Origin of the sequence: Variovorax sp. PvP013, assembly GCF_050435945.1 — a bacterium.
Classification (GTDB): Bacteria; Pseudomonadota; Gammaproteobacteria; order Burkholderiales; family Burkholderiaceae_C; genus Variovorax.
In genome coordinates, this window is the sequence record NZ_JBNDLF010000001.1 from 262,797 (window position 1) to 282,420 (window position 19,624).

The following is a 19,624-nucleotide window of genomic DNA, read 5'->3' on the forward strand; positions in this document are numbered from 1 at the left end:
CCTCATGACCCGCAATCCGGCATCGCCCGCTTGAAAGAAAAGACGGCTTCCGAGTCCAATCCCAGGCCGAAAAACGCATCGGCGGACCGACTAAAAATCGTTTCTTTGGGGATCCGCACGGCGACTTCGATCCCGTGCGTGATGCCGTAGGCCTGCGGCCTATCGAATCGCGGGCTGAGACATTGGACGTTGGTCATCACTGGCGCACACGAATGAGCCTGCGGTCCGAAGGCCAGATTGTTTGCGGCCGCATTAGGGGTTCGTGACAGGCGCACCGAGACGGAGAGCGGACGCGCGGACGAACCATCTTGGTGAAGTATGGAAAGTATGGCGTGTATGAAAATTATGGCCGGGGCCGCCTCCGGCGAAAAACGATGCAACCTGATCAACCATTACCTGTTGTCCAGCGGCAGGCTCGATTCTGTGGCCCGCGAATGACTTACGCACCGCCCTGCAGGTGGGCCGACGGAGCCCAAGACGGGGCGGCTGGGCCGGCCATCGCGCTGCAGCGCACAGTCTCACTAGCTGTAGCTGCTCAATCTAGTCCGGCAACGATGCACGAAGCGCTTGAAGCGTCCGCTCTTCTGGATCATCGACCCCAATTGATGCTGATGCGGAGCTTCCAAGAATGATTGTTCCGGAGCTGGGAGCCGCAAGTCGAAGTTGGATCTTCTCGACCTCGAATTTCCGTGCCCCGGTCAGGGAGTTGCAAGCCGAACGGACGTCTCGATCTCCTTTAACCACTATCTTCGCCTTGATGCCGGGCTCGAGCTCTAAAGCGCTGATCTGAAGAGAATCAACGATGGGGCTCAGATTAGCCATCTCCTGGAACTTCGCACTCCATCGGAGCACATCCACCGTCTGCGCGATGATTGCTACCTCAAAGTCAGAGGCCTCCGAAAGACGATTCAAAAGCGCCTGAACGCTACGTGGAGGATCTCGCAACTCTAATCCAGCGCCTGAGGGACTAGCCCGGAATGAACTTTGCCGAAATTCAACGCGGTCAAACGACAGTTCGAGGCCAAAAGGATCGGTCACGGTCTCTGTAAATTCGATGCGTTCTACGTATCGTCCTTCCAGAAAGTCGTCGCGCACTCGATCAATCACGAATCCGTGAGATACCTCAGGGCCAAACGGTCGTGCCTTCAAGCGCCTGCCCAGAGCACGCATCGAGATAGGCCAGTCGGCCTGCAGCCATCGGTATCGCTTCAAGGCTGCTCTCCCAGTTCAGTAATGTCGTCAGGAGAAAGCGCATCTGTCTCCGCGACCAATGCGGCCAAAACCTCGCGAGCTGTTGTTTCGAGCAACCCAAGCAGTTGTGCTTTTTCCGAGGGTCCTACCGGAACGATGGTTTTGCGGTGGCTCCCTTTATAAGCGCGGAAGGCACCCTGAACGTTGTACTTGAACCCGGTACCAAGTTTTCGGTCTTGGAAGCCGGCTTCAAACTGAAGAATGTCAGGGGGATTGGCGTCTTGTTCCGATCGCCACGAGATGGAGGTAATGTAAAAGCCGCGCGCGGTTAGATCCTTGTACTCTTGCGACTGGACAAGATTCTGGCCCGATAGCGCCATGCTGTGGACCACCGCAAACATCTCAGCACGGGCCTCGCTTTCATCCACATCGTCTAGGTCAAGTGACTCGTCATCCTCGCCGTCTTCGGATAGGTGAGAGGAAACGCGCAAACTCATCACGTTTCTCAGCTTGAATCCCTGCAACGTCGAGATAAGCCGCGTGAAGAACTTTGACCGGAGGCCTACCGACGTAAGGCCACGGAGTTCAATCACTTCTTCCTCAATCACTTCCCTGCGGCGGCGTTCGACGTTGTCTTTCAGCGCTTGAACGATCCGTTTAGCCTTTTCCGTCGCGGGCATGCGGACGACCGTTTGTCCGTCCACAATAAAAAACTCGATCTCGGCCTCCTGCCGTTCGCGCTGCAGTAGTCGGGCACGCGAATGGTTGAACTCCTCGTACTTCACATTGACGATGAGCCCATCCGCGGTTGTTGGACGGTGAACTACGCGCTCTGCCTTTCCCGTCGCGCTAATGTATTCTTCGACAGCGGCTTTGAGGTCCTCCTGGGAGATCACAGCGTTCAACCGTACTGAAGTCGTCTTCTCCTTGCGACCGCCTGGTTCGCGCTTGTGCACGATGGTCGCCACATCCTGGAAGGCATGCGGCAGGATTGACAGGTAGTCCGCCAGTTCTTCGCGGGAGTCCTGTGAAGAGCAAAAAATGCCTCGATCTCGGGCGAGCTCCCTGAGCACATTCTCAGTAATCTTCTGCTTTCCTGAGAGCAGCAGATCGTAGATGTCGTTGTCGTTCGCGCTCAAATGATCGAGAAATTCGCTCATCCCCACGTCCCCAGGTCAATGTTCGAGTACACAGTGCGTGTCTCCCTCATGGGTTCATAACGGATTGCTTTTACGTACTCGCCAAGATCCGTATATACGCCGCTGCCGGTGAGTCCTTCGATGTACTGGAGTTGCGCTTTCTGAAACGTAGGCGACGAAATCGGCGATGCTCCAAGCGTCTTGACCGTCACAGTAGTGTTCTCATCAAGTAAGTCATACTTGCGCATTGTGTCGATGAGGTACATGAATTCGTCGACCGTGTCGCCCGGCCTTGAATAGAAAATCAGCACCCCTCGGCTGACTGGCCGACGAGGGTCGCGGTGCTCAAGGATGATGATCGGGGACGTTAGCGTCTCAAGCGTCGCAGCCTTCGCCTTCTTTACTTGCAAGTTTGCACGCCGCATCAATTGGGGGTGAAAGAAGAAGCAGTGTTCGGGCGCAGGGACCTCGGGGGTCGCCTTGCCCCGCATTCGCTGGATGTCAGCGCGTATGTTATCGAGCCAAAAGATCTCTCTCGGACCTAGTACGAAGAGCTTGCTGCCACGTGGTAGTTGAAGACTCTCGGGGGCGATGTGCACCAAATTCTTCTGAAAGTCCGCCTCGTACTCCCCATCGTGGTTGTAGACGAATAACAGACCACTGACCGAAAACGTGACGTTGTCGTGGGTGTGCAATTTGCGCCACTCGTCGCTTCGCTCCGCACAAGCCACCTGCTTCCCGAGACTTTCAACGGCAGCTTTCACAGCTGCGGCTGTAATCGTGCCTTTCGCGTAGCTTTTGAGATCACAGTGCACGTACGTCTGACGCGCGGCATACGGCTCATCGTAGTAGTACACGACGTCGCACGGGTGCGTTGCGGCCCCGTGTCGCTCCGTGTCCTCGCACGGCCAATCGTGATTGGTTGGCCCGAGCCGCGACCAGAAAAACTCTGAAAAAAGTTCACTCGCCAGGATTTCGGCCTGATGGGCCGTATGTTCGTTTTCTGCCAAGATGCGACCCCATGTTTCGTACGCATGCTACATGCTGGCGGAGCATTCGTAACTCTTTGCGACAGTCGGGGCAAAATTGACCCCATTTGGTGCTGCCACGTGAGGACACCTTGCGGGCTTTGGCGAACCTAAAGCGACCGTGCGGGCTGGTGTTTTTTGGAAAAGTGTCAACGGAATGAGACGCTAACCCGTTGATTTTCAATGAATTGATACTTTTTTAGGTTCCGAAAAGATGTGGCAGTCGCCGCCGGTCCAGACGAAGTCGCCGACGTCGAGGTCGCACTGCTGCGCCATCATGTGCGTGAGCAGGGCGTAGCTGGCGATGTTGAAGGGCACGCCCAGGAAGATGTCGGCGCTTCGCTGGTAGAGCTGGCAGCTGAGCCGGCCGCGTCCGCCGGGCTCGGCGGCCGGCGCGACGTAGAACTGGAAGAAGGCGTGGCAGGGCATCAGCGCCATCTTCGAGAGGTCCGCCACGTTCCAGGCGCTGACGATGATGCGGCGCGAGTCGGGGTTGGTCTTCAGGGTGCGGACGACCTCGGCGATCTGGTCGATGTGGCCGCCGTCGGGCGTCGGCCAGCTGCGCCACTGCACGCCGTAGACGGGGCCCAGGTCGCCGTCCTCGCGCGCCCACTCGTCCCAGATCGTGACGCCGCGCTCCTTCAACCAGTTGTTGTCGCTCGAGCCGGTGAGGAACCACAGCAGCTCCTGGATGATGGAGCGCAGGTGGACCTTCTTGGTCGTCACCAGCGGGAAGCCCTCGTTCAGGTCGAAGCGCATCTGGTGGCCGAATACGCTCGTCGTGCCGGTGCCGGTGCGGTCGGCCTTGTGGACGCCGGTGGTCGCGACGAGGCGCATGAAGTCCTCGTACTGCGAGCGGACGGGGCGGACGCCGCCGTTGCCGATGCCGATGCCGCTCATCGCACCACCTCCTCGTGGCCCTCGGCGCGCAGCACGCGGCCCGGGTTCAAGGTGCCCTGCGGATCGAGCGCCTGCTTGATGGCGCGCATCATGCCCAGCGCGACGGGCGACTTGTGCTTCTCCAGCTTGTGCAGCTTGAGCGCGCCGATGCCGTGCTCGGCCGAGAACGAGCCGCCGAACTTCTCCACGGCGTCGTAGACCAGCGTGTTGACGCGCTCCTCCTGCTCGCGCAGGAAGGCCTTGGTGTCGCCGGTGGCCGGCGCCTGCACGTTGTAGTGCAGGTTGCCGTCGCCCAGGTGGCCGAAGTTGACCAGCCGCACGCCGGGAATCTCGCGCTGGAGCAGGGCGTCGGTCTCGGCGACGAAGGCCGGGATGCGCGAGACCGCGATCGAGATGTCGTGCTTGATGTTCAGGCCTTCCTCGGCCTGCGCCAGCGGGATGCTCTCGCGCACGTGCCAGAGCCCGCGCGCTTGCGCGATGTTCTCGGCCACCACGGCGTCGCTCACGCAGCCGTCCTCGAAGGCGGTCTCCAGCAGGGTCTCGAAGCGCGCGCGGGCGTGCGCCTCGGATTCGCTGTCGGAGTTCTCCAGCAGCACGCAATAGGGCACGGCGTCGTCGTCCAGGAAGGGCACGCGCAGTTGCGGCATGTGCCTGCCGACCAGGCCGAGGGCGAAGCGCCCCATCACCTCGAAGCCCGTGAGCCCGGCGCCCAGCTGCCGGTGCGCGAGGCCCAGCAGCGTGACGGCGTGGTCGAGCGAGGGCACGGCGGCCCAGGCGGTCAGCCGCGCGGCGGGCTGCGGGTAGAGCTTCATCGTCGCGGCGGTGATGATGCCCAGCGTGCCCTCGCTGCCGATGAGCAGGTCGCGCAGGTCGTAGCCGGTGTTGTCCTTGCGCAGGCCGTTGGTGCCTTCCCAGATCTCGCCCTGCGGCGTGACGACCTCCAGCCCCAGGCAGAGGTCGCGCGCGTTGCCGTAGCGCAGCACCTGTGTGCCGCCGGCGTTGGTCGCCAGGTTGCCGCCGATGGTGCAGCTGCCCTCGGCCGCCAGGCTCAGCGGGAACAGGAAGCCGGCCTTCTCGGCCGCCTCCTGCAGGGTCTGCAGCACGCAGCCGGCCTCCACCGTGACCGTGAGGTTGGCCTCGTCGATGGCGCGGATCGCGTTCATGCGCTGCAGGGTCAGCACGACCTGCGTGCCGCTCTGGTCGGGCGTGGAGCCCACCGCCAGGCCGGTGTTGCCGCCCTGGGGCACCAGCGAGGCGCCGGCCGCGCCGCAGGCCTTGACGACGTCGGCCACCTGTTGCGCGGTGGCGGGCCGCACCACGGCCAGCGCCTTGCCGCGCAGCCGGCCGCGCCATTCGCGCTCGTAGGCGGTGAGGTCGGCGCCGCCCTCGTCGGTGAGCACGTGCGGCGCGCCGACGATGGCGCGCAGGGCGTCGAGCAGGGAGGAAGGGGAGGAGGGAAGGGTCATGGTTTCGAGGTTTCCAGTCGGGGCGCGGGCGCTGCGGCGGCGTCGGCCGCGTGCCGCAGCCGCAGCCGCACGTGCCACGCGCAGGCGGCGAACAGCGCCAGGCACAGCGCGATCTCCAGCCCGGCGAGGGCGCGGCTGAGCGGCACGGTGTCGCTCCAGGCGCGCACCACGCCTTCGGTGAAGTAGAGCCAGACCATCAGGCTGACCCAGCGGTAGGTGTACATGCGGTGCTTCAGCAGACCGGCCAGCGGCAGCACCAGCGGCAGCACCTTGAGCGCCAGCACCGAGCCGCCCGGGCGCAACGGCGCCAGCCACATCTCCCACGCCAGCCCCAGCACGATCAGCCCGACCAGGCTGCCCACCGCCAGGGCGCGGGTGGCGGCGACGGAGGCGGTCGGGCGGGGCGAGGAGGGCATGCGGAAGAGGGGGAAGAAGGCCCGGAACGGCCGTGGAGAAGGTCCGATGGCATGATACCGGCCGCGTTCCGACCCCCGCGCCGACGCGGCCGCTGCGCGGTCGGCGCGACCGATCCCCGTCCTCCGGCCTCCCGCCCCTTGCCTTCCGGCCCCTCCGCGCCCATGACCGTTCCCCCGCCGCCCGACGATCCGTCCCGCGCACCGTCGCCCTGGGTGGTCTGCCTGTGCGCGCAGTGGTGCGGCACCTGCCGCGACTACCGGCCGCTGTTCGAGGAGGTCGCCCGCGCGCACCCGCGGCTGCGCTTCGCCTGGGTCGACATCGAGGACGACGCCGACGTCGCCGGCGACTTCGACATCGAGACCTTCCCGACCCTGCTGGTGGCCGGCGCCGAGGGCACCCGCTTCATGGGGCCGCTGCTGCCGCACGCCGCGACCCTGGCGCGCACGCTCGCCGCCCTGCAGGCCGCGGGGCCGTCCGATGCCGACGTGGACGCGCTGCTGGCGGCGCTGGAAGCGGCGCCGGGGCGCTTCGAGGTGGCGGTCTCAAGCGCTCAGGAAGTCCCTCAGCGCGAATAGCACGTCGTCCGGCGCCTCGCTCATGAGCGCATGGCCGGCCGGCACCGTCACCACCTTCGCCCGCGGCGCCCGCGCGGCGAGGGCGCGGGCGGCGCGCGGCGGCGTCATCTGGTCGGCCGCGCCCAGCAGGAACAGCACCGGGCGATCGGTGGCGGCCACCGCGTCCATCGCCGCGTCGCCGCCGGCGTAGTCGTCGCAGGCCTTGAAGCCGGTGTGGAAGACGTTGGCCTCGCGGTTGGAGGCCAGCACCCGCCGCATCAGCGCGCGCGCGCCGCCCGGGAGCCAGGTGCCGGGGCCGGAGGCGGGCGGCGGCGCCAGCGACGAGTGCGAGAAGACGTTGATCTGGTCGATGGCGCGCAGCGGCGTCTCCAGCGCACCCGCCAGCAGCGCCGGCGACACCTTCATCGGATAGGCCGTGCCGACCATCGCCAGGTGCGTGACGCGCTCCGGCGCGCGGGCGGTGGTCGCCAGCGCGATCAGCGAGCCGAAGCTGTGGCCGACCAGCGCCGCCCGCTCGATGCCGGCGGCGTCGAGCAGGTCGACGACGAAGCGCGACGCGTCCTCCACGCTCGCGGGCGGCGCGCCGGCGCTGCGGCAGTGGCCGGGCAGGTCGATCGCCAGCACGTTCCAGCCGTGGTTGGCGAACCAGCGGCTCTGCAGGAGCCACACGCTGTGGTCGTTGAGCACGCCGTGGATGAACACCACCGTGGGCCGGGCGGCGTCGAAGGTCTTGCCGCCGGTGTAGGCGTAGGTGGGATGGCCCTGGACGATGAAGTGCATGTCAGGCCCCCGCCTTCTCGGCGGCTTTGAGGGCGCGCTTCAGGTCGTCGATCAGGTCGGCCGGGTCCTCCAGCCCGATCGACAGGCGGATGGTGCCCTGCGTGATGCCCGCGCCGGCCAGGGCCTCGTCGGTCATGCGGAAGTGCGTGGTGCTCGCCGGGTGGATCACCAGGCTGCGGCAGTCGCCGACGTTGGCCAGGTGGCTGAACAGGCGCAGCCCCTCGACGAAGGCCTTGCCCTGCGCGCGGCTGCCCTTCAGGTCGAAGCTGAACACCGCGCCGGCGCCGCGCGCGCCGTGGCGCAGCAGCTTTCCGGCGAGCGCGTGGCTCGGGTGCGCGGGCATCAGCGGATGGCCCACGCGAGCGACGAAAGAGTGCTCGGCCAGGAATTCGACCACCTTCTGGGTGTTGTCGATGTGGCGCTCCATGCGCAACGGCAGGGTCTCGATGCCCTGCAGGATCAGCCACGCCGTGTGCGGACTCATCGAGGCGCCGAAGTCGCGCAGCCCCTCGCGACGCGCCCGCAGCAGGAAGGCCCCGACGGTGCTCTCCTCGCTGAAGACCATGCCGTGGAAGCCGTCGTAGGCCTGGGTCAGCTCGGCGAAGCGGCCCGAGCGCTCCCAGTCGAAGCTGCCGCCGTCGATCACCACGCCGCCGATCACCGTGCCGTGGCCGGAGAGGAACTTCGTCGCCGAGTGGTAGACCAGGTCGGCGCCGTGGTCGAAGGGCCTGATCAGCCAGGGCGAGGTCAGGGTCGAGTCGACCAGCAGCGGCACGCCGGCCGCGTGCGCGATGTCGCTGACCGCCGGGATGTCCAGCACGTCCAGGCCCGGGTTGCCCACGGTCTCGCCGAACAGCAGCTTGGTGTTCGGCCGGATGGCGGCGCGCCAGCCGTCGAAGTCGCCGGGCGCGACGAAGGTGGTCTCGATGCCGAAGCGCCGCATCGTGTAGTGCAGCAGGTTCTGCGAGCCGCCGTACAGCGCGGTGCTGGCGACGATGTGCGAGCCCGCGCCCATCAGCGTGGCCACGCTCAGGTGCAGCGCGGCCTGGCCGCTGGCCGTGGCGATGGCGCCGATGCCGCCCTCGAGCGCCGCCACGCGCTCCTCCAGCACGGCGTTGGTCGGGTTGCTGATGCGGCTGTAGACGTGGCCGGCGCGCTCCAGGTTGAACAGCGACGCGGCGTGGTCGCTCGACTCGAAGACGAAGGAGGTGGTCAGGTGGATCGGCACGGCGCGCGCGCCGGTGGCGGGGTCGGGCGCCGCGCCGGCGTGCAGCGCCAGCGTGTCGAAACCGGGGTCGGAATAACCGGGCATCGGGGGTGTCTCCTCGGGTGGGATTCGGGCGGGGCGCGAGGGCCTCGAAAAGGCGGGAACGGACCCGTCATTGTGTCGGGCCACGGGGCGCGGCCATGTAAAAATGCACATCCCCCGCCGCACGGCGCGCTTCCCACGGAGAACACCCCATGAAAGTCAGCGACATCCTGCGTGTCAAGGGCAACACGCTCTACACCGTCACGCCCGACGAGCCGTTGACCGCCGCGGCCACCACGATGGCCGAGAAGGACATCGGCTCGCTGGTCGTCATGGAGCACGGCGACCTGGTCGGCATGCTGACCTTCCGCGAGGTGATCGTCGCCATCGTGGGCAACGGCGGCCAGATCGGCGGCGCGCTGGTGCGCAAGGCCATGGACGACGCCCCGGTCACCTGCACCCTGGAGACCGACCTCGACGAGATCCGCCGCATCATGCTGGAGCGCCACGCGCGCTACATGCCGGTGATGGATCGCGGCATGCTGATGGGCGTCATCAGCTTCTACGACGTCGCCAAGGCCGTGGTCGACAGCCAGAACTTCGAGAACAAGATGCTCAAGGCCTACATCCGCGACTGGCCGGGCGAGGAAGAGGGCGCGGACGCGCGGCCGGGCTGAGCGGCGACAGGAAGGGTCGCGGTATCGCCATCGATCCCGCGCCATGGCCACTCCACGGTGTATCTACAATGGTAGATACATTCACGAGGAGGCCACCATGCCGCAGCAATCCACTGCCAAGATCTTCGCGACCGGAGGCAGTCAAGCCGTCCGTCTGCCAGCCGAATTCCGTTTCGAGGGGGCGAGCGAAGTCTTCATCCGACGTGACGCGGACACCGGTGACGTGATCCTCTCGACACGGGACTCCTCGGACTGGTCGTCCTTCATGCGTCTTCGAGACCAACTGGAGGCGCCATGCGAGGGTTTCCTGATGGATCGGGAACAGGGGGACCCTGCGCGCCAGCCGTTCGAAGGCTGGACCGAATGACCCTCTACATGCTCGACACCAACGCGGCCAGCGAGATCGTTCGTGGCAACCGCGCTTTCGACGAACGTCTGCAGGCACTCGCGACAGGGCGGTGGTGCATCTCCGCAATCACCCGTTCCGAGATCCGCTACGGTGCGGCGTTGTTGCCGCAGGCGGTCAAGCTCCATCGCTTGGTCGACGAATTCCTGCGGATCGCGCCGACGCTGGCGTGGGACGCTCGTGCCGCCGAACGGCATGGCCTGCTCCGTGCCGAGCTGCGCATGCGTGGCAAGCCGATCGGTCATCTCGACGAGATGATCGCGGCCCATGCACTCGCGACCGACGCCGTCATGGTCACCGACAACGTCCGGCACTTCTCGCTCGTTCCCGGACTCGTGATCGACAACTGGCTGCGCCCTTCCACCGGCGACCACTGACCGCTCAGTCCACCACCCGCCGCAGCACCGCCCCCGGGAAGCTCGCGAACAGCTCGGCCATCGGCAGGCCGCCCGAGCGGACGGTCAGGGTCTCGCCGGTGAGGATGTTCTCCCAGCGCGCGCCTTCCTCGCCGGCCCAGTCGGGCAGCGTGACGGCGGTGTCGCCCCACACCGCCTCGCCCAGGGGCAGCCAGTGCGAGGCGGCCTGCTGCGCCGCCTCGGACTCGGCCGTCGTGGCCAGGCCGACGAACAGGCGGCCCGCCACGGCGATCAGCGATTCCTCGCCCTGGCGCCGCGCGAAGGCCACGACGTGGCGCTCCTTCGGGCCGCGGGCGTGGACCGCCTCGTAACCGCCGTCTCGGAACAACGTCGGCTGCCCGGCGCGCAGGCCCAGCAGGCGCCACAGCACCCACAGCTTGGCGCCGCCGTCGTGCGGCTCGGTCGCCAGTTCGCGCACCGCGTCGGCGGTGCCGTGCGCCGGGGCGGCGGCGATGGCCTCCAGGCGGTCGAGCCAGCGCGAGCGCATGGCGTAGTCGACCGGCCGGCGGTTGTCCGGATCGACCAGGCTCAGGTCCATCAGCTCGTTGCCCTGGTAGAGGTCGGGCACGCCGGGGGAGGCGTACTTGATGAGCACCATCGACAGGCTGTTGAGGGCGCCGAACCACGCCAGCGTGGTGCCGAAGTGGTGCAGGTCGGCCAGGAACCCGCTGTCGCGCGTGTCGGTGCCGGCTTCGCCCGAGCCCAGCAGGCGCTGCACGAAACCGGTCAGTTCGGCTTCGTAGTCCTCGTCCGGGTTGACCCAGCTGGTGTGCGCCTTCGACTCGCGCGCCGCCTTCAGGGCGTAGCGCTCGATGCGCTCGCCATAGGCCTCGCGCCGGTCGTCGCCCAGGCCACCGGCGGGCAGCGTGCCCAGCAGCGTCTGGTAGAGCAGGTACTCGTCGGCCGCCGAGGGCACGTACAGGCCGGTGTCGAGGTCGCCCTCGAACCCGTCCTCGACCGGCTCGGCGAGGCGGTTCATCGCGCGCCAGCGCCGCAGCGCCAGGCGCCAGGTCGCCGGCATCTCCGAGAGCACGTCGATGCGGTTGCGCACGTCCTCGGAGCGCTTGTTGTCGTGCGTGGACGTGGCCAGCATGGTGTGCGGCCAGCGGTCGGCGCGGTCGGCGCTGGCGACGTGGAAGTCCTCCAACGTCATGCCGAAGTGCGCCGGCTCGCCGCCGACCTCGTTGAGCGAGCTCAGCGGGAAGTAGCGGTAGAAGGCCGTGTCCTCCACGCCCTTGGCCGTGACCGGGGCGCTGAACTGCTGGAAGCGCATCGCCAGGCGCAGCGCGCGGGCGCGCAGGCCGGCGGAGGCGCCCGGCACGGTCTGCCCCAGCAGGGTCAGGCGCACGAAGTCGAACACCGAGCCGTCGGCGTCGTGGCTGCGCTGGCGCGCCTCGTCGACCGCCTGGTCGATGTACGCCAGGTCCTGCGGCGAGGGCGACTCGACGATATAGCTGCGGTAGACCGCCATGCACGCGGCGATCTCGCTGAGCGCGCGGCGCAGCGAGTTGAGCGTGTAGTCGCGCGTGCGGCGGTCGGCGCGCGCGATGCGCAGCAGTTCCGTGGACAGCACGTTCAGCTCGGAGGCCAGGGCGTTGCGCATGATGGCGCGCTTGCCCTCGTAGGCCAGCTCGTCGAAGGGCTGCTGCACGCCGGTGAAGCCGCGCCAGATGCGGTCGAAGCGCTCGGCCGCCTCGGTGTCCACCAGCACGCCGTTGACGACGGTGGCGAAGCGGTAGCCGGTGGTGCCGTGGATGCCCCACTGCACCGGCACCTCCTCGTGCGAGGCGGCGATCTTCTCGGCCACCACGTAGAGCGGCCGGGCGCTGCGGCCGTGGGCGTCGACGCCGGGCAGCACCAGGCCGGCGCGGCGCGCGTAGCCCTGCTGCAGGCGCTCGAAGTACTCGGCCGGGTCGAACAGCCCGTCCGGGTGGTCGATGCGCAGGCCGTCGACGGCGCCCGAGGCGGCGAAGTCCAGCGCCATGGCGTGCGTCGCCTCGAAGACCTCCTCGCGCTCGATGCGTAGGGCGGCGAGCTCGTTGATGTCGAAGAAGCGGCGGTAGTTGATCTCGTCGGCCGCCACGCGCCAGTAGGCCAGGCGGTAGGCCTGGGCGTCGAGCAGGGCGTGCAGCGCGTCGCGCTCGGAGGCGCCGTTGAAGTCGGCGACCGCCGCGGCGATGGCCTGCGCCACGTCGAGCTGGCGCGCCACCAGTCGGGCCAGCCGGCCCTTGATGACCTCCTTGTCGCGCGCGCGCTCGGCGACCGATTCGGCCTCGGTCTCGTAGCGCGCCGGCAGGTGGCCGAAGGAGGTCGAGACGCTCGCCAGGCTGGCCACGACGTCGGGGTCCGACAGGCGCGGCAGGGCGCGCTCCAGCACGCGGGTGTAGGTCTCGGGGGCGAGCGGGAAATGGTGCTCGTGGTAGTTCACCACCAGGGCGCCCTTGACGGCGTCGAAGGCCAGGGCTAGCTCGCCGCGCTCGAGCACGTCGCCGTAGTGGTCGCCCAGCACCGGCAGCAGCACCTTGCCGCGCAGCTCGACGTTGAGCGGCTGCCAGTCGATGTCGAAGTGCTGCGCGTAGGGCGAGGCGGGACCGTTCTCCAGCACGTCGAGCCACCAGGCGTTGTCCGCGCCCAGCACGCCCATGTGGTTGGGCACGAGGTCGAGCAGCTGGCCCATGCCGTGGGCGCGCAGGGCGGCGGAGAAGCGCTCGAAGCCCTCGGCGCCGCCCAGCTCGGGATTGATCTGATCGTGCGCCACCACGTCGTAGCCGTGCATGCTGCCCGGCCGCGCGCGCTGGATCGGCGAGCAGTAGACGTGGCTCACGCCCAGCCGCGCCAGGTAGGGCAGGATGGCGATGGCGGCGTCGAAGTCGAAGTCCTTGTGGAACTGCAGCCGGTAGGTGGCGCGCGGGATCACCGTCTCGACCGAGCGGCGCGGCAGGGTCCGCAGCACCGGGTGCGGGCGGATGGCCGACAGCGCGCGGCACAGTTCCAGCGTCTGCTCGTCGGCGGCGAGTTCGCGCAGGTCGAGCGAGAGCTTGCGCCGCCAGTTCGGGTGCGAGTCGGTGGTGCCGGGCATGTTGGCCTGCTCGGTCATGCCCATCGCGTCCTCGAGCTGCACCATCATCACCTGCGAGGGCGTGCGGGCGACGAAGGCGTGAATGGCGGCGATGACCTCGCTCGACAGCGTCTGCGCGCCGGTGGCGTGGGCCACGGCGTCGGCCGACAGCAGGCCCTCGCGCTGCACCGCCAGCAGCAGCCGGATGCGTTCCTGGGCGCGGTCGAAGAGCTGCTTCTCGAACAGCGCCTGGTCCGGGAACAGGCCCAGCGACAGCCGCAGGCGCAGGTCGTGTCCGCTCCACCAGCCCGCGAGCGTGGCGAGGTCGTGCGTGCTGATGGCCACCAGGGCGTTGCGCGGGTACTCCGAGGGCGCCTTGAACTGGCCGTCGGCGTGGCGCTCGAAGTACACCAGCCGGTACGACAGCACCTCGAAGCGCGCCAGCGCGCCGCGCATCTCGTCGGCCACCGTGCCCAGGTCCTCGCCGATCACCATGCAGCGCGCGCGCTGGCTCTCGATGGCGACCACGGCCAGCATCTCGTCGAGGGCGTAGTGGACGTACGCGCCGTCGTGCGGCGTCTTGCCCGGCGGGATCCAGAACAGCCGCATCAGGCCCATCACGTGGTCGATGCGCAGCGCCCCGGCGCCGCGCATGTTGGCGCGCAACGTCTCGATGAAGAAGCGGTAGCCGTCCTGGCGCAGCCGGTCGGGGCGCAGGGGCGGCAGGCCCCAGCCCTGGCCGTTAGGATTGAACTCGTCGGGCGGCGCGCCGACGCTGGCGCCGTGCACGAACAGGTGCTGCTCGCTCCAGGCGTCGGAGCCGGCGCGGTCGACCGACACCGCCAGGTCGAGGTACAGGCCCACGGCCATGCCCAATGCCTCGCACTGCGCGCCGGCGCGCTCCAGCTGCCGCGAGGCCTGCCACTGCAGGTACTCGTAGTACTCGACGCGCTCGAGGTGGGTCTCGACGAAGCGCGCGACCGCCTCGGAGGCCGGGTCCCGGTGCGTCTCGGGCCAGACCGGCCAGCCCCAGATCGCCTCGTCGGTGGCGAAGAAGTGCGCCTGCAGGGCCTCGAAGACGGCGTGCCGGCGCAGGGCCGAGCCGCGCGCGGCGCGGAAGGCGTCGAAGGCAGCGCCGGGTGCCGTGCCGGCGCCGACCGAGACCTCGCGCTGGGTGCGGAAGTGCGCGTAGAGCAGTTCCAGCACCTCGAACTTGGCCGCCGCGACGCCGCGGTAGTCGACCAGCGGCGTCTCGCGCAGCGCGGCCAGGCGGGCCTGGAAGTCGGGCGACTGCACCAGCCGCTGGGCGGCCTCGCAGTCGCGGAAGTCGTCCACCGCCTCGACGTCGATGTAGAGCACGTCCAGGTGCAGGCGCGACGACGGGCTGTAGGGACTGGTGTGCGCCGGGTTGTGCGGGAACAGGGCGTGCAGCGGGTTCAGGCCGATGATGCCGGCGCCGCGCTGCGCCGCCTGCTGCGCCAGCAGGGCCAGGTCGCCGAAGTCGCCGATGCCCCAGTTGCGCTTGGAGCGCAGGGCGTAGAGCTGGATCGCCGGACCCCACACGCGCGCGTCGCCGCGCAGCGAATCGGGGCGGTAGCACTGCGCCGGCGCCGCGACGATCAGGGTCTCGCCGCTCAGGCCCTCGACCGTCAGCCGGTGGTAGCCCATGGGCAGCGCGAGCGCGACCTCCGCCAGCCGCTCGCACCAGGCGACGCCGTCGATCTCGGTGCGGTGCAGCTCGGAGACCGCGTGCAGCGCCAGCTTGCCGTGGTGCGCCGTGCCGTCCTCGGCCTGCACGGTCCAGGCGGCCTCGGCCTGTGCGGCGGGCACCCGTACGCGCAGCAGCCAGCGCGGCGACTCGGCATCGATGGCGACCACCGGCGTCAGGTGCTCGCGCCAGGTGGCGGCGTGCGCGCGCTGCAGGCTCTCGTGCGGCAGCACGGTCGGGTCGACGCCGAAGCTCGTGAGCAGCGACACCAGGTTGGCGGCCGGCGCGACGTGGCGCTGGCCGAAGATGTCGGCGTATTCGGTGGCGATACCGTAGTAGGCGCTCAGGCGCTGGAGGGCTTCGTGCTCTCCGTGCGGGGTATCGTCAGGCAAGCTCGTTCTCCTCGATGCTGATGTGGACGGCGCCGGGCGCCAGGCGCCAGGTCGCCCCGTCGCCGGTCTCGACGAGGGTGGAATACAGGACGGCGCCGGCCGACGGCGCGACGCCCTCGATCGGCGCCTGGCCGAAGTGGGCCAGCAGGCGCAGGGTGGCCGATAGGGTCGATGCAGCCGACGCGCCGGCGCCGCCGACGGTCCATTCCACGCGCAATGCCTCGCCGTCGCGCGACCAGCGCCCGCCGTGGTGGTTGCCGGCCAGGCGCGGCACCAGCGCGCGGTGGCGGATGGCCAGCAGCTCGCCGATGTGAGCCAGCAGCACGCCGTGCTCGCCCTCGGTGCGCTCCTCCCATTTCATCTTCGAGGCCAGGAAGGTCGATTCGGCGTTCGGGTCCGGGATGCGCTCGAGCATGGCCGGGTCCTTGAAGGCCGCGAAGCCGCCGAACTCGCCGCGCCGGCCCTCGGAGACGGCGGCGGCCAGCTCGGGGCCGAAGTCGCAGAAGTACTGGAAGGGCGTCGAGGCGCCGTACTCCTCGCCCATGAACAGCATCGGCGCGTGCGGCGACAGCAGCAGGCAGGCGTAGGCCGCGCGCAGCAGCACCGGATCGGCCAGGGCCGAGATGCGGTCGCCGAAGGCGCGGTTGCCGACCTGGTCGTGCGTCTGCAGGAACGAGACGAAGGCCGCCAGCGGCAGCTGCGCGCTGGGCTCGCCGCGCGTCTCGCCGTCGCGGAAGGGCGAGGCCTGGCCCTGGAAGACGAAGCCCTCGGCCAGCGCCAGGCCGAAATCGCCCACGGCGTCGTCCGCGTAGTCGGCGTAGTAGCCGTCGGTCTCGCCGGTGACGATCACGTGCGCGGCGTGGTGCAGGTCGTCGTTCCACTGCGCGGTGGCCGTGAGCGGGATCTGCGTGGCGGGGTCGCGTTCGAGGTAGTGCGCGCCGTTGGCGTCGTTCTCCAGCACCACGTGGACGTGGCGCTCGCGCCCCGGGCCGTCGCGCAGGGCGCGGCAGATCTCGGAGACGATGTCGATCTCCGAGTCGTCGCGGATGGCGTGCACGGCGTCCATGCGCAGGCCGTCGCAGCGGAACTCCTCGACCCAGTAGAGCGCGTTGTGGACGAAGAAGTCGCGCACGATGGCCGAATGGTCACCGTCGTAGTTGATGGCCGCGCCCCAGGGCGTCTGGTGCGCCGCGTTGAAGAACTCGGGCGTGCCGGCGTGCAGGTAGTTGCCCTCGGGTCCGAAGTGGTTGTAGACCACGTCCATCAGCACCATCAGGCCCAGGCCGTGGGCGGTGTCGACGAAGGCCTTGAGCTCGTCGGGCGTGCCGTAGACGGCGTCGGGCGCGAACAGCAGCACGCCGTCGTAGCCCCAGCCGCGCTGGCCGGGGAAGTCCGCCACCGGCAGCAGCTCGATCACCGTGAAGCCGAGCGCGGCGAGTTCCGGCAGGCGGCGCTGCGCGGCGGCGAAGGTGCCCTCGGGCGTGAAGGCGCCGATGTGCAGTTCGTAGATCACGGCCTCGCTCCACGGGCGGCCGGTCCAGGCACCGTCGCGCCAGGCGTAGGCGCCTGGGTCGACGACCTCGCTGGCCTCGTGGACGTCGTCCGGATTGCGGCGCGAGGCCGGGTCGGGCACGCGCAGGCCGTCGGGCAGCACGAAGCGGTAGCGGTCGCCCGCTCGGGCCTCGCTCACGTCCAGGCGGTGCCAGCCGTCGCCGTCGCGCGCCATGGCGATCTGGGCGGTGTGCGGGATGGCGGCGACGCCGCAGTCGTTGAGGTCGAGGTCGACGCGGGCGACGCCGGGCGCCCAGAGCTGGAATCGCACGCCGGCGCCGTCCGGAAGGACCGTGGCGCCGAAGGGCATGGAATGGATGTGTGTCATGGACCGGGATGCGCCGGGCGGCGCAGGAGGACGAGCGAGCGGCAGTGCACCGGGTGGTGCGGTGCCGCCGGCCCGGAGGAAACGGAGGAACGGGCGGGAAGGCCGGTCGTCGGGGGATCGGTGGCGGCGGTCGGATCGGAGGACGGCGCGGCGGCGACGGCGTCGACGACGTCCGGGGACGCCGTGGACGTCGTGGCTTCGTCGGCCCCGGACGCCCCGGACGCCGCGGGCGCCACCGGGGCCTCGGCCGCCAGCGCGGCCAACGCCTCGGCGGCGGCGGCCGCGTCGTCGGGATGCGCGGTGTCGAGCTCCACACGCCACGGCGCGCCGCCGTCGTCCGGCAGTCGGAAGTCGATGTGCTCGTGATGGGCGTTGAGCAGCAGGAAGAAGTCGTCGTCGCGCAGCGTCTCGCCGCGCGGGCCGACGTCCGCGATGCCCAGGCCGGACATGAACATGCCGATGCAGCGCGCGTTGCCGTCGCCCCAGTCGGCCGGGCTCATCTCCTGGCCGTCGGGACGGAACCACACCAGGTCGCGCACCTGCGCGCCCTCGGGCGGCACGCCGCGGAAGAAGCTGCGCCGGCCGAAGGAGGGGTGCCGGCGGCGCAGGTGGACCAGCCGCTGCGCGAAGTCGAGCAGCTCGCGGCGCTCGTCGTCGAGGTCCCAGTCGAGCCAGCCGAGTTCGTTGTCCTGGCAGTAGACGTTGTTGTTGCCGTGCTGCGTGTGGCCGGATTCGTCGCCGGCCAGCAGCATCGGCACGCCCTGCGACAGCATCAGCGTGGCGAGCAGGTTGCGCTTCTGGCGCGCGCGCAGGGCGCGGATGGCGGGGTCCTGGCTCGGGCCCTCGACGCCGCAGTTCCACGACACGTTGTTGCTGCTGCCGTCGCGGTTGCCCTCGCCGTTGGCCTCGTTGTGCTTGTCGTTGTACGACACCAGGTCGTGCAGCGTGAAGCCGTCGTGGGCGGTGATGAAGTTGATGCTCGCGTGCGGCTGCTTGCCCGACCAGCCGTAGAGGTCCTGCGAGCCGGTCAGGCGCCGGGCGACGTCGCCGAGCTTGTGGCCGTCGCCCTTCCAGTAGGCGCGCATGCCGTCGCGGTAGCGGTCGTTCCACTCGGCCCAGCCGAGCGGGAAATTGCCCACCTGGTAGCCGCCGTGGCCCAGGTCCCAGGGCTCGGCGATGAGCTTGACGCGGTTGAGCACCGGGTCCTGGCGGATGGCGTCGAAGAAGCCGCCGAGGTTCTCGACCTTGCCCGACTCGCGCGCCAGCGCCGAGGCGAGGTCGAAGCGGAAGCCGTCGACGTGCATCTCCTCGACCCAGTAGCGCAGCGAGTCCATGACCAGCTGCAGCGCGCGCGGGTGCTCCAGGTTGACGGTGTTGCCGCAGCCGGTGAAGTCGTCGTAGTAGCGTCGGCGCTCGGCGTTGAGGATGTAGTAGGCCGCGTTGTCGATGCCGCGCAGCGACAGCGTCGGCCCCATCTGGTTGCCCTCGCAGGTGTGGTTGTAGACCACGTCCAGGACCACCTCGATGCCCGCCGAGTGCAGCGTCTTCACCATGGTCTTGAATTCCTTGACCTTGCGCGAGGCGCTGTAGCGCATCTCCGGGGCGAAGAAGCCGAGCGTGTTGTAGCCCCAGTAGTTCCGCATGCCCTTCTGGGCCAGGTGGTGGTCGTTGAGGTAGCTGTGCACCGGCAGCAGCTCGACGGTGGTCACGCCCAGGCGCTGCAGGTACTCGATCACCGGCGCGGTGGCCAGCGCGGCGTAGGTGCCGCGCAGGTCCTCGGGCACGGCCGGATGCTGCATCGTGAAGCCGCGCACGTGCATCTCGTAGATGACCATGTCCTGCCGGGGGATGTCCGGCGGGCGGTCCGCGCCCCAGGTGAAGGCGGTCTCCAGCACACGGCCCTTGGGCATGAAGGCGGCGCTGTCGCGGCGGTCGAAGGACAGGTCCTCGCGCTTGCTGCCGATGGTGTAGCCGTAGAGCGCGTCGCTCCAGCGCAACTGCCCGACCGAGTCCTTGGCGTAGGGGTCGATCAGCAGCTTGTGCGGGTTGAAGCGATGACCGTCCTCGGGCCGGTAGGGCCCGTGGACGCGGTAGCCGTAGGCCATGCCGGGGCGCGCCTGGGGCAGGTAGCAGTGCCAGACGTCCTCGGTGCGCTCCCGCAGCACAATGCGCTGCAGCTCGCGCCGGCCGTTGTCGTCGAACAGGCACAGCTCGACCTTCTCGGCATGCTGGGAGAAGAGGGCGAAGTTGACGCCCTCGCCGTCCCAGTTGGCGCCGCGCGGATAGGGCTTGCCGGGCCAGACGACCTGGATCGGATCGGATCGCTTCATCGAGGCGACGGCG

At 68.7% G+C, this 19,624-nt stretch carries 16 protein-coding genes; 4 read left to right on the forward strand and 12 right to left on the reverse strand.

Translation table 11 applies throughout. The features are described 5' to 3' along the window. Positions 1-2 precede the first annotated feature (2 nt). From ABID77_RS01345 to ABID77_RS01375, 7 genes are all read right to left on the reverse strand, one after another. Positions 3-197, reverse strand: a complete 195-nt coding sequence (locus tag ABID77_RS01345; protein ID WP_055839804.1) for a hypothetical protein — start codon at positions 195-197, stop codon at positions 3-5. A 343-nt stretch (positions 198-540) separates the two neighbouring features. Then, positions 541-1,212: a hypothetical protein gene (locus ABID77_RS01350; RefSeq protein ID WP_236698427.1), complete on the reverse strand. Its 672-nt coding sequence runs from the start codon at positions 1,210-1,212 to the stop codon at positions 541-543. Then, on the reverse strand, positions 1,209-2,351 hold the full coding sequence (locus ABID77_RS01355) for a hypothetical protein (RefSeq protein WP_055839801.1): 1,143 nt from the start codon (positions 2,349-2,351) through the stop codon (positions 1,209-1,211). The genes ABID77_RS01350 and ABID77_RS01355 overlap by 4 nt, the downstream gene beginning before the upstream one ends. Then, on the reverse strand, positions 2,348-3,187 hold the full coding sequence (locus ABID77_RS01360) for a hypothetical protein (RefSeq protein ID WP_429589743.1): 840 nt from the start codon (positions 3,185-3,187) through the stop codon (positions 2,348-2,350). The genes ABID77_RS01355 and ABID77_RS01360 overlap by 4 nt, the downstream gene beginning before the upstream one ends. Before the next feature lie 351 nt (positions 3,188-3,538). Further along, positions 3,539-4,258, reverse strand: a complete 720-nt coding sequence (locus ABID77_RS01365) for a thymidylate synthase (protein ID WP_429589746.1) — start codon at positions 4,256-4,258, stop codon at positions 3,539-3,541. Continuing rightward, positions 4,255-5,724, reverse strand: coding sequence for an FAD-binding oxidoreductase (locus ABID77_RS01370; protein ID WP_429589748.1), 1,470 nt, complete (start codon positions 5,722-5,724; stop codon positions 4,255-4,257). The genes ABID77_RS01365 and ABID77_RS01370 overlap by 4 nt, the downstream gene beginning before the upstream one ends. Continuing rightward, positions 5,721-6,140 carry a DUF2069 domain-containing protein gene (locus tag ABID77_RS01375; RefSeq protein WP_429589751.1) on the reverse strand — a complete coding sequence of 140 codons (420 nt, stop codon included), beginning with the start codon at positions 6,138-6,140 and terminating at the stop codon, positions 5,721-5,723. Before ABID77_RS01375 ends, ABID77_RS01370 begins: the two co-directional genes overlap by 4 nt. A 162-nt stretch (positions 6,141-6,302) precedes the next feature. On the opposite strand from ABID77_RS01375, the gene ABID77_RS01380 reads away from it, so the two are divergent. Next, on the forward strand, positions 6,303-6,716 hold the full coding sequence (locus ABID77_RS01380) for a thioredoxin family protein (protein WP_429589754.1): 414 nt from the start codon (positions 6,303-6,305) through the stop codon (positions 6,714-6,716). Here ABID77_RS01380 and ABID77_RS01385 read toward each other — a convergent pair. Next, positions 6,684-7,496: an alpha/beta fold hydrolase gene (locus tag ABID77_RS01385; RefSeq protein ID WP_429589757.1), complete on the reverse strand. Its 813-nt coding sequence runs from the start codon at positions 7,494-7,496 to the stop codon at positions 6,684-6,686. The genes ABID77_RS01380 and ABID77_RS01385 overlap by 33 nt on opposite strands. A 1-nt stretch (position 7,497) precedes the next feature. Beyond that, positions 7,498-8,808 (reverse strand): O-acetylhomoserine aminocarboxypropyltransferase, encoded by a 1,311-nt coding sequence (locus ABID77_RS01390; protein WP_429589760.1) that lies wholly within the window; start codon positions 8,806-8,808, stop codon positions 7,498-7,500. A gap of 149 nt (positions 8,809-8,957) precedes the next feature. Between ABID77_RS01390 and ABID77_RS01395 the strand changes: the two genes are divergently transcribed. The 3 genes from ABID77_RS01395 (at position 8,958) to ABID77_RS01405 (ending at position 10,205) form a co-directional block, all read left to right on the forward strand. Continuing rightward, positions 8,958-9,422, forward strand: coding sequence for a CBS domain-containing protein (locus ABID77_RS01395; protein ID WP_429589763.1), 465 nt, complete (start codon positions 8,958-8,960; stop codon positions 9,420-9,422). A gap of 97 nt (positions 9,423-9,519) precedes the next feature. Beyond that, positions 9,520-9,789 carry an antitoxin gene (locus ABID77_RS01400; RefSeq protein WP_429589766.1) on the forward strand — a complete coding sequence of 90 codons (270 nt, stop codon included), beginning with the start codon at positions 9,520-9,522 and terminating at the stop codon, positions 9,787-9,789. Beyond that, positions 9,786-10,205, forward strand: a complete 420-nt coding sequence (locus ABID77_RS01405) for a type II toxin-antitoxin system VapC family toxin (RefSeq protein ID WP_429589769.1) — start codon at positions 9,786-9,788, stop codon at positions 10,203-10,205. Before ABID77_RS01400 ends, ABID77_RS01405 begins: the two co-directional genes overlap by 4 nt. A 4-nt stretch (positions 10,206-10,209) precedes the next feature. Here ABID77_RS01405 and ABID77_RS01410 read toward each other — a convergent pair whose 3' ends face one another. Genes ABID77_RS01410 through glgX form a run of 3 tightly spaced genes read right to left on the reverse strand, consistent with a single transcriptional unit; the run spans position 10,210 to position 19,611 of the window. Continuing rightward, a complete protein-coding gene (locus ABID77_RS01410) occupies positions 10,210-15,402 on the reverse strand; it encodes a malto-oligosyltrehalose synthase (protein WP_429589772.1) in 5,193 nt (1,730 codons plus the stop codon). Next, complete coding sequence (treZ, locus tag ABID77_RS01415; RefSeq protein WP_429589775.1) at positions 15,395-17,281, reverse strand: malto-oligosyltrehalose trehalohydrolase; 1,887 nt, start codon at positions 17,279-17,281, stop codon at positions 15,395-15,397. Before treZ ends, ABID77_RS01410 begins: the two co-directional genes overlap by 8 nt. Further along, positions 17,278-19,611: a glycogen debranching protein GlgX gene (gene glgX / locus ABID77_RS01420; RefSeq protein ID WP_429589778.1), complete on the reverse strand. Its 2,334-nt coding sequence runs from the start codon at positions 19,609-19,611 to the stop codon at positions 17,278-17,280. Before glgX ends, treZ begins: the two co-directional genes overlap by 4 nt. Positions 19,612-19,624 lie beyond the last annotated feature (13 nt).

Coding starts and splice junctions, on each gene's coding strand:
- ABID77_RS01365 (WP_429589746.1), bottom strand. CDS start 4,258: ATGAGCGGCATCGGCATCGGCAACGGCGGCGTCCGCCCCGTCCGCTCG.
- ABID77_RS01380 (WP_429589754.1), top strand. CDS start 6,303: ATGACCGTTCCCCCGCCGCCCGACGATCCGTCCCGCGCACCGTCGCCC.
- ABID77_RS01400 (WP_429589766.1), top strand. CDS start 9,520: ATGCCGCAGCAATCCACTGCCAAGATCTTCGCGACCGGAGGCAGTCAA.
- ABID77_RS01405 (WP_429589769.1), top strand. CDS start 9,786: ATGACCCTCTACATGCTCGACACCAACGCGGCCAGCGAGATCGTTCGT.
- ABID77_RS01370 (WP_429589748.1), bottom strand. CDS start 5,724: ATGACCCTTCCCTCCTCCCCTTCCTCCCTGCTCGACGCCCTGCGCGCC.
- ABID77_RS01375 (WP_429589751.1), bottom strand. CDS start 6,140: ATGCCCTCCTCGCCCCGCCCGACCGCCTCCGTCGCCGCCACCCGCGCC.
- ABID77_RS01390 (WP_429589760.1), bottom strand. CDS start 8,808: ATGCCCGGTTATTCCGACCCCGGTTTCGACACGCTGGCGCTGCACGCC.
- treZ (WP_429589775.1), bottom strand. CDS start 17,281: ATGACACACATCCATTCCATGCCCTTCGGCGCCACGGTCCTTCCGGAC.
- ABID77_RS01355 (WP_055839801.1), bottom strand. CDS start 2,351: ATGAGCGAATTTCTCGATCATTTGAGCGCGAACGACAACGACATCTAC.
- glgX (WP_429589778.1), bottom strand. CDS start 19,611: ATGAAGCGATCCGATCCGATCCAGGTCGTCTGGCCCGGCAAGCCCTAT.
- ABID77_RS01395 (WP_429589763.1), top strand. CDS start 8,958: ATGAAAGTCAGCGACATCCTGCGTGTCAAGGGCAACACGCTCTACACC.
- ABID77_RS01345 (WP_055839804.1), bottom strand. CDS start 197: ATGACCAACGTCCAATGTCTCAGCCCGCGATTCGATAGGCCGCAGGCC.
- ABID77_RS01385 (WP_429589757.1), bottom strand. CDS start 7,496: ATGCACTTCATCGTCCAGGGCCATCCCACCTACGCCTACACCGGCGGC.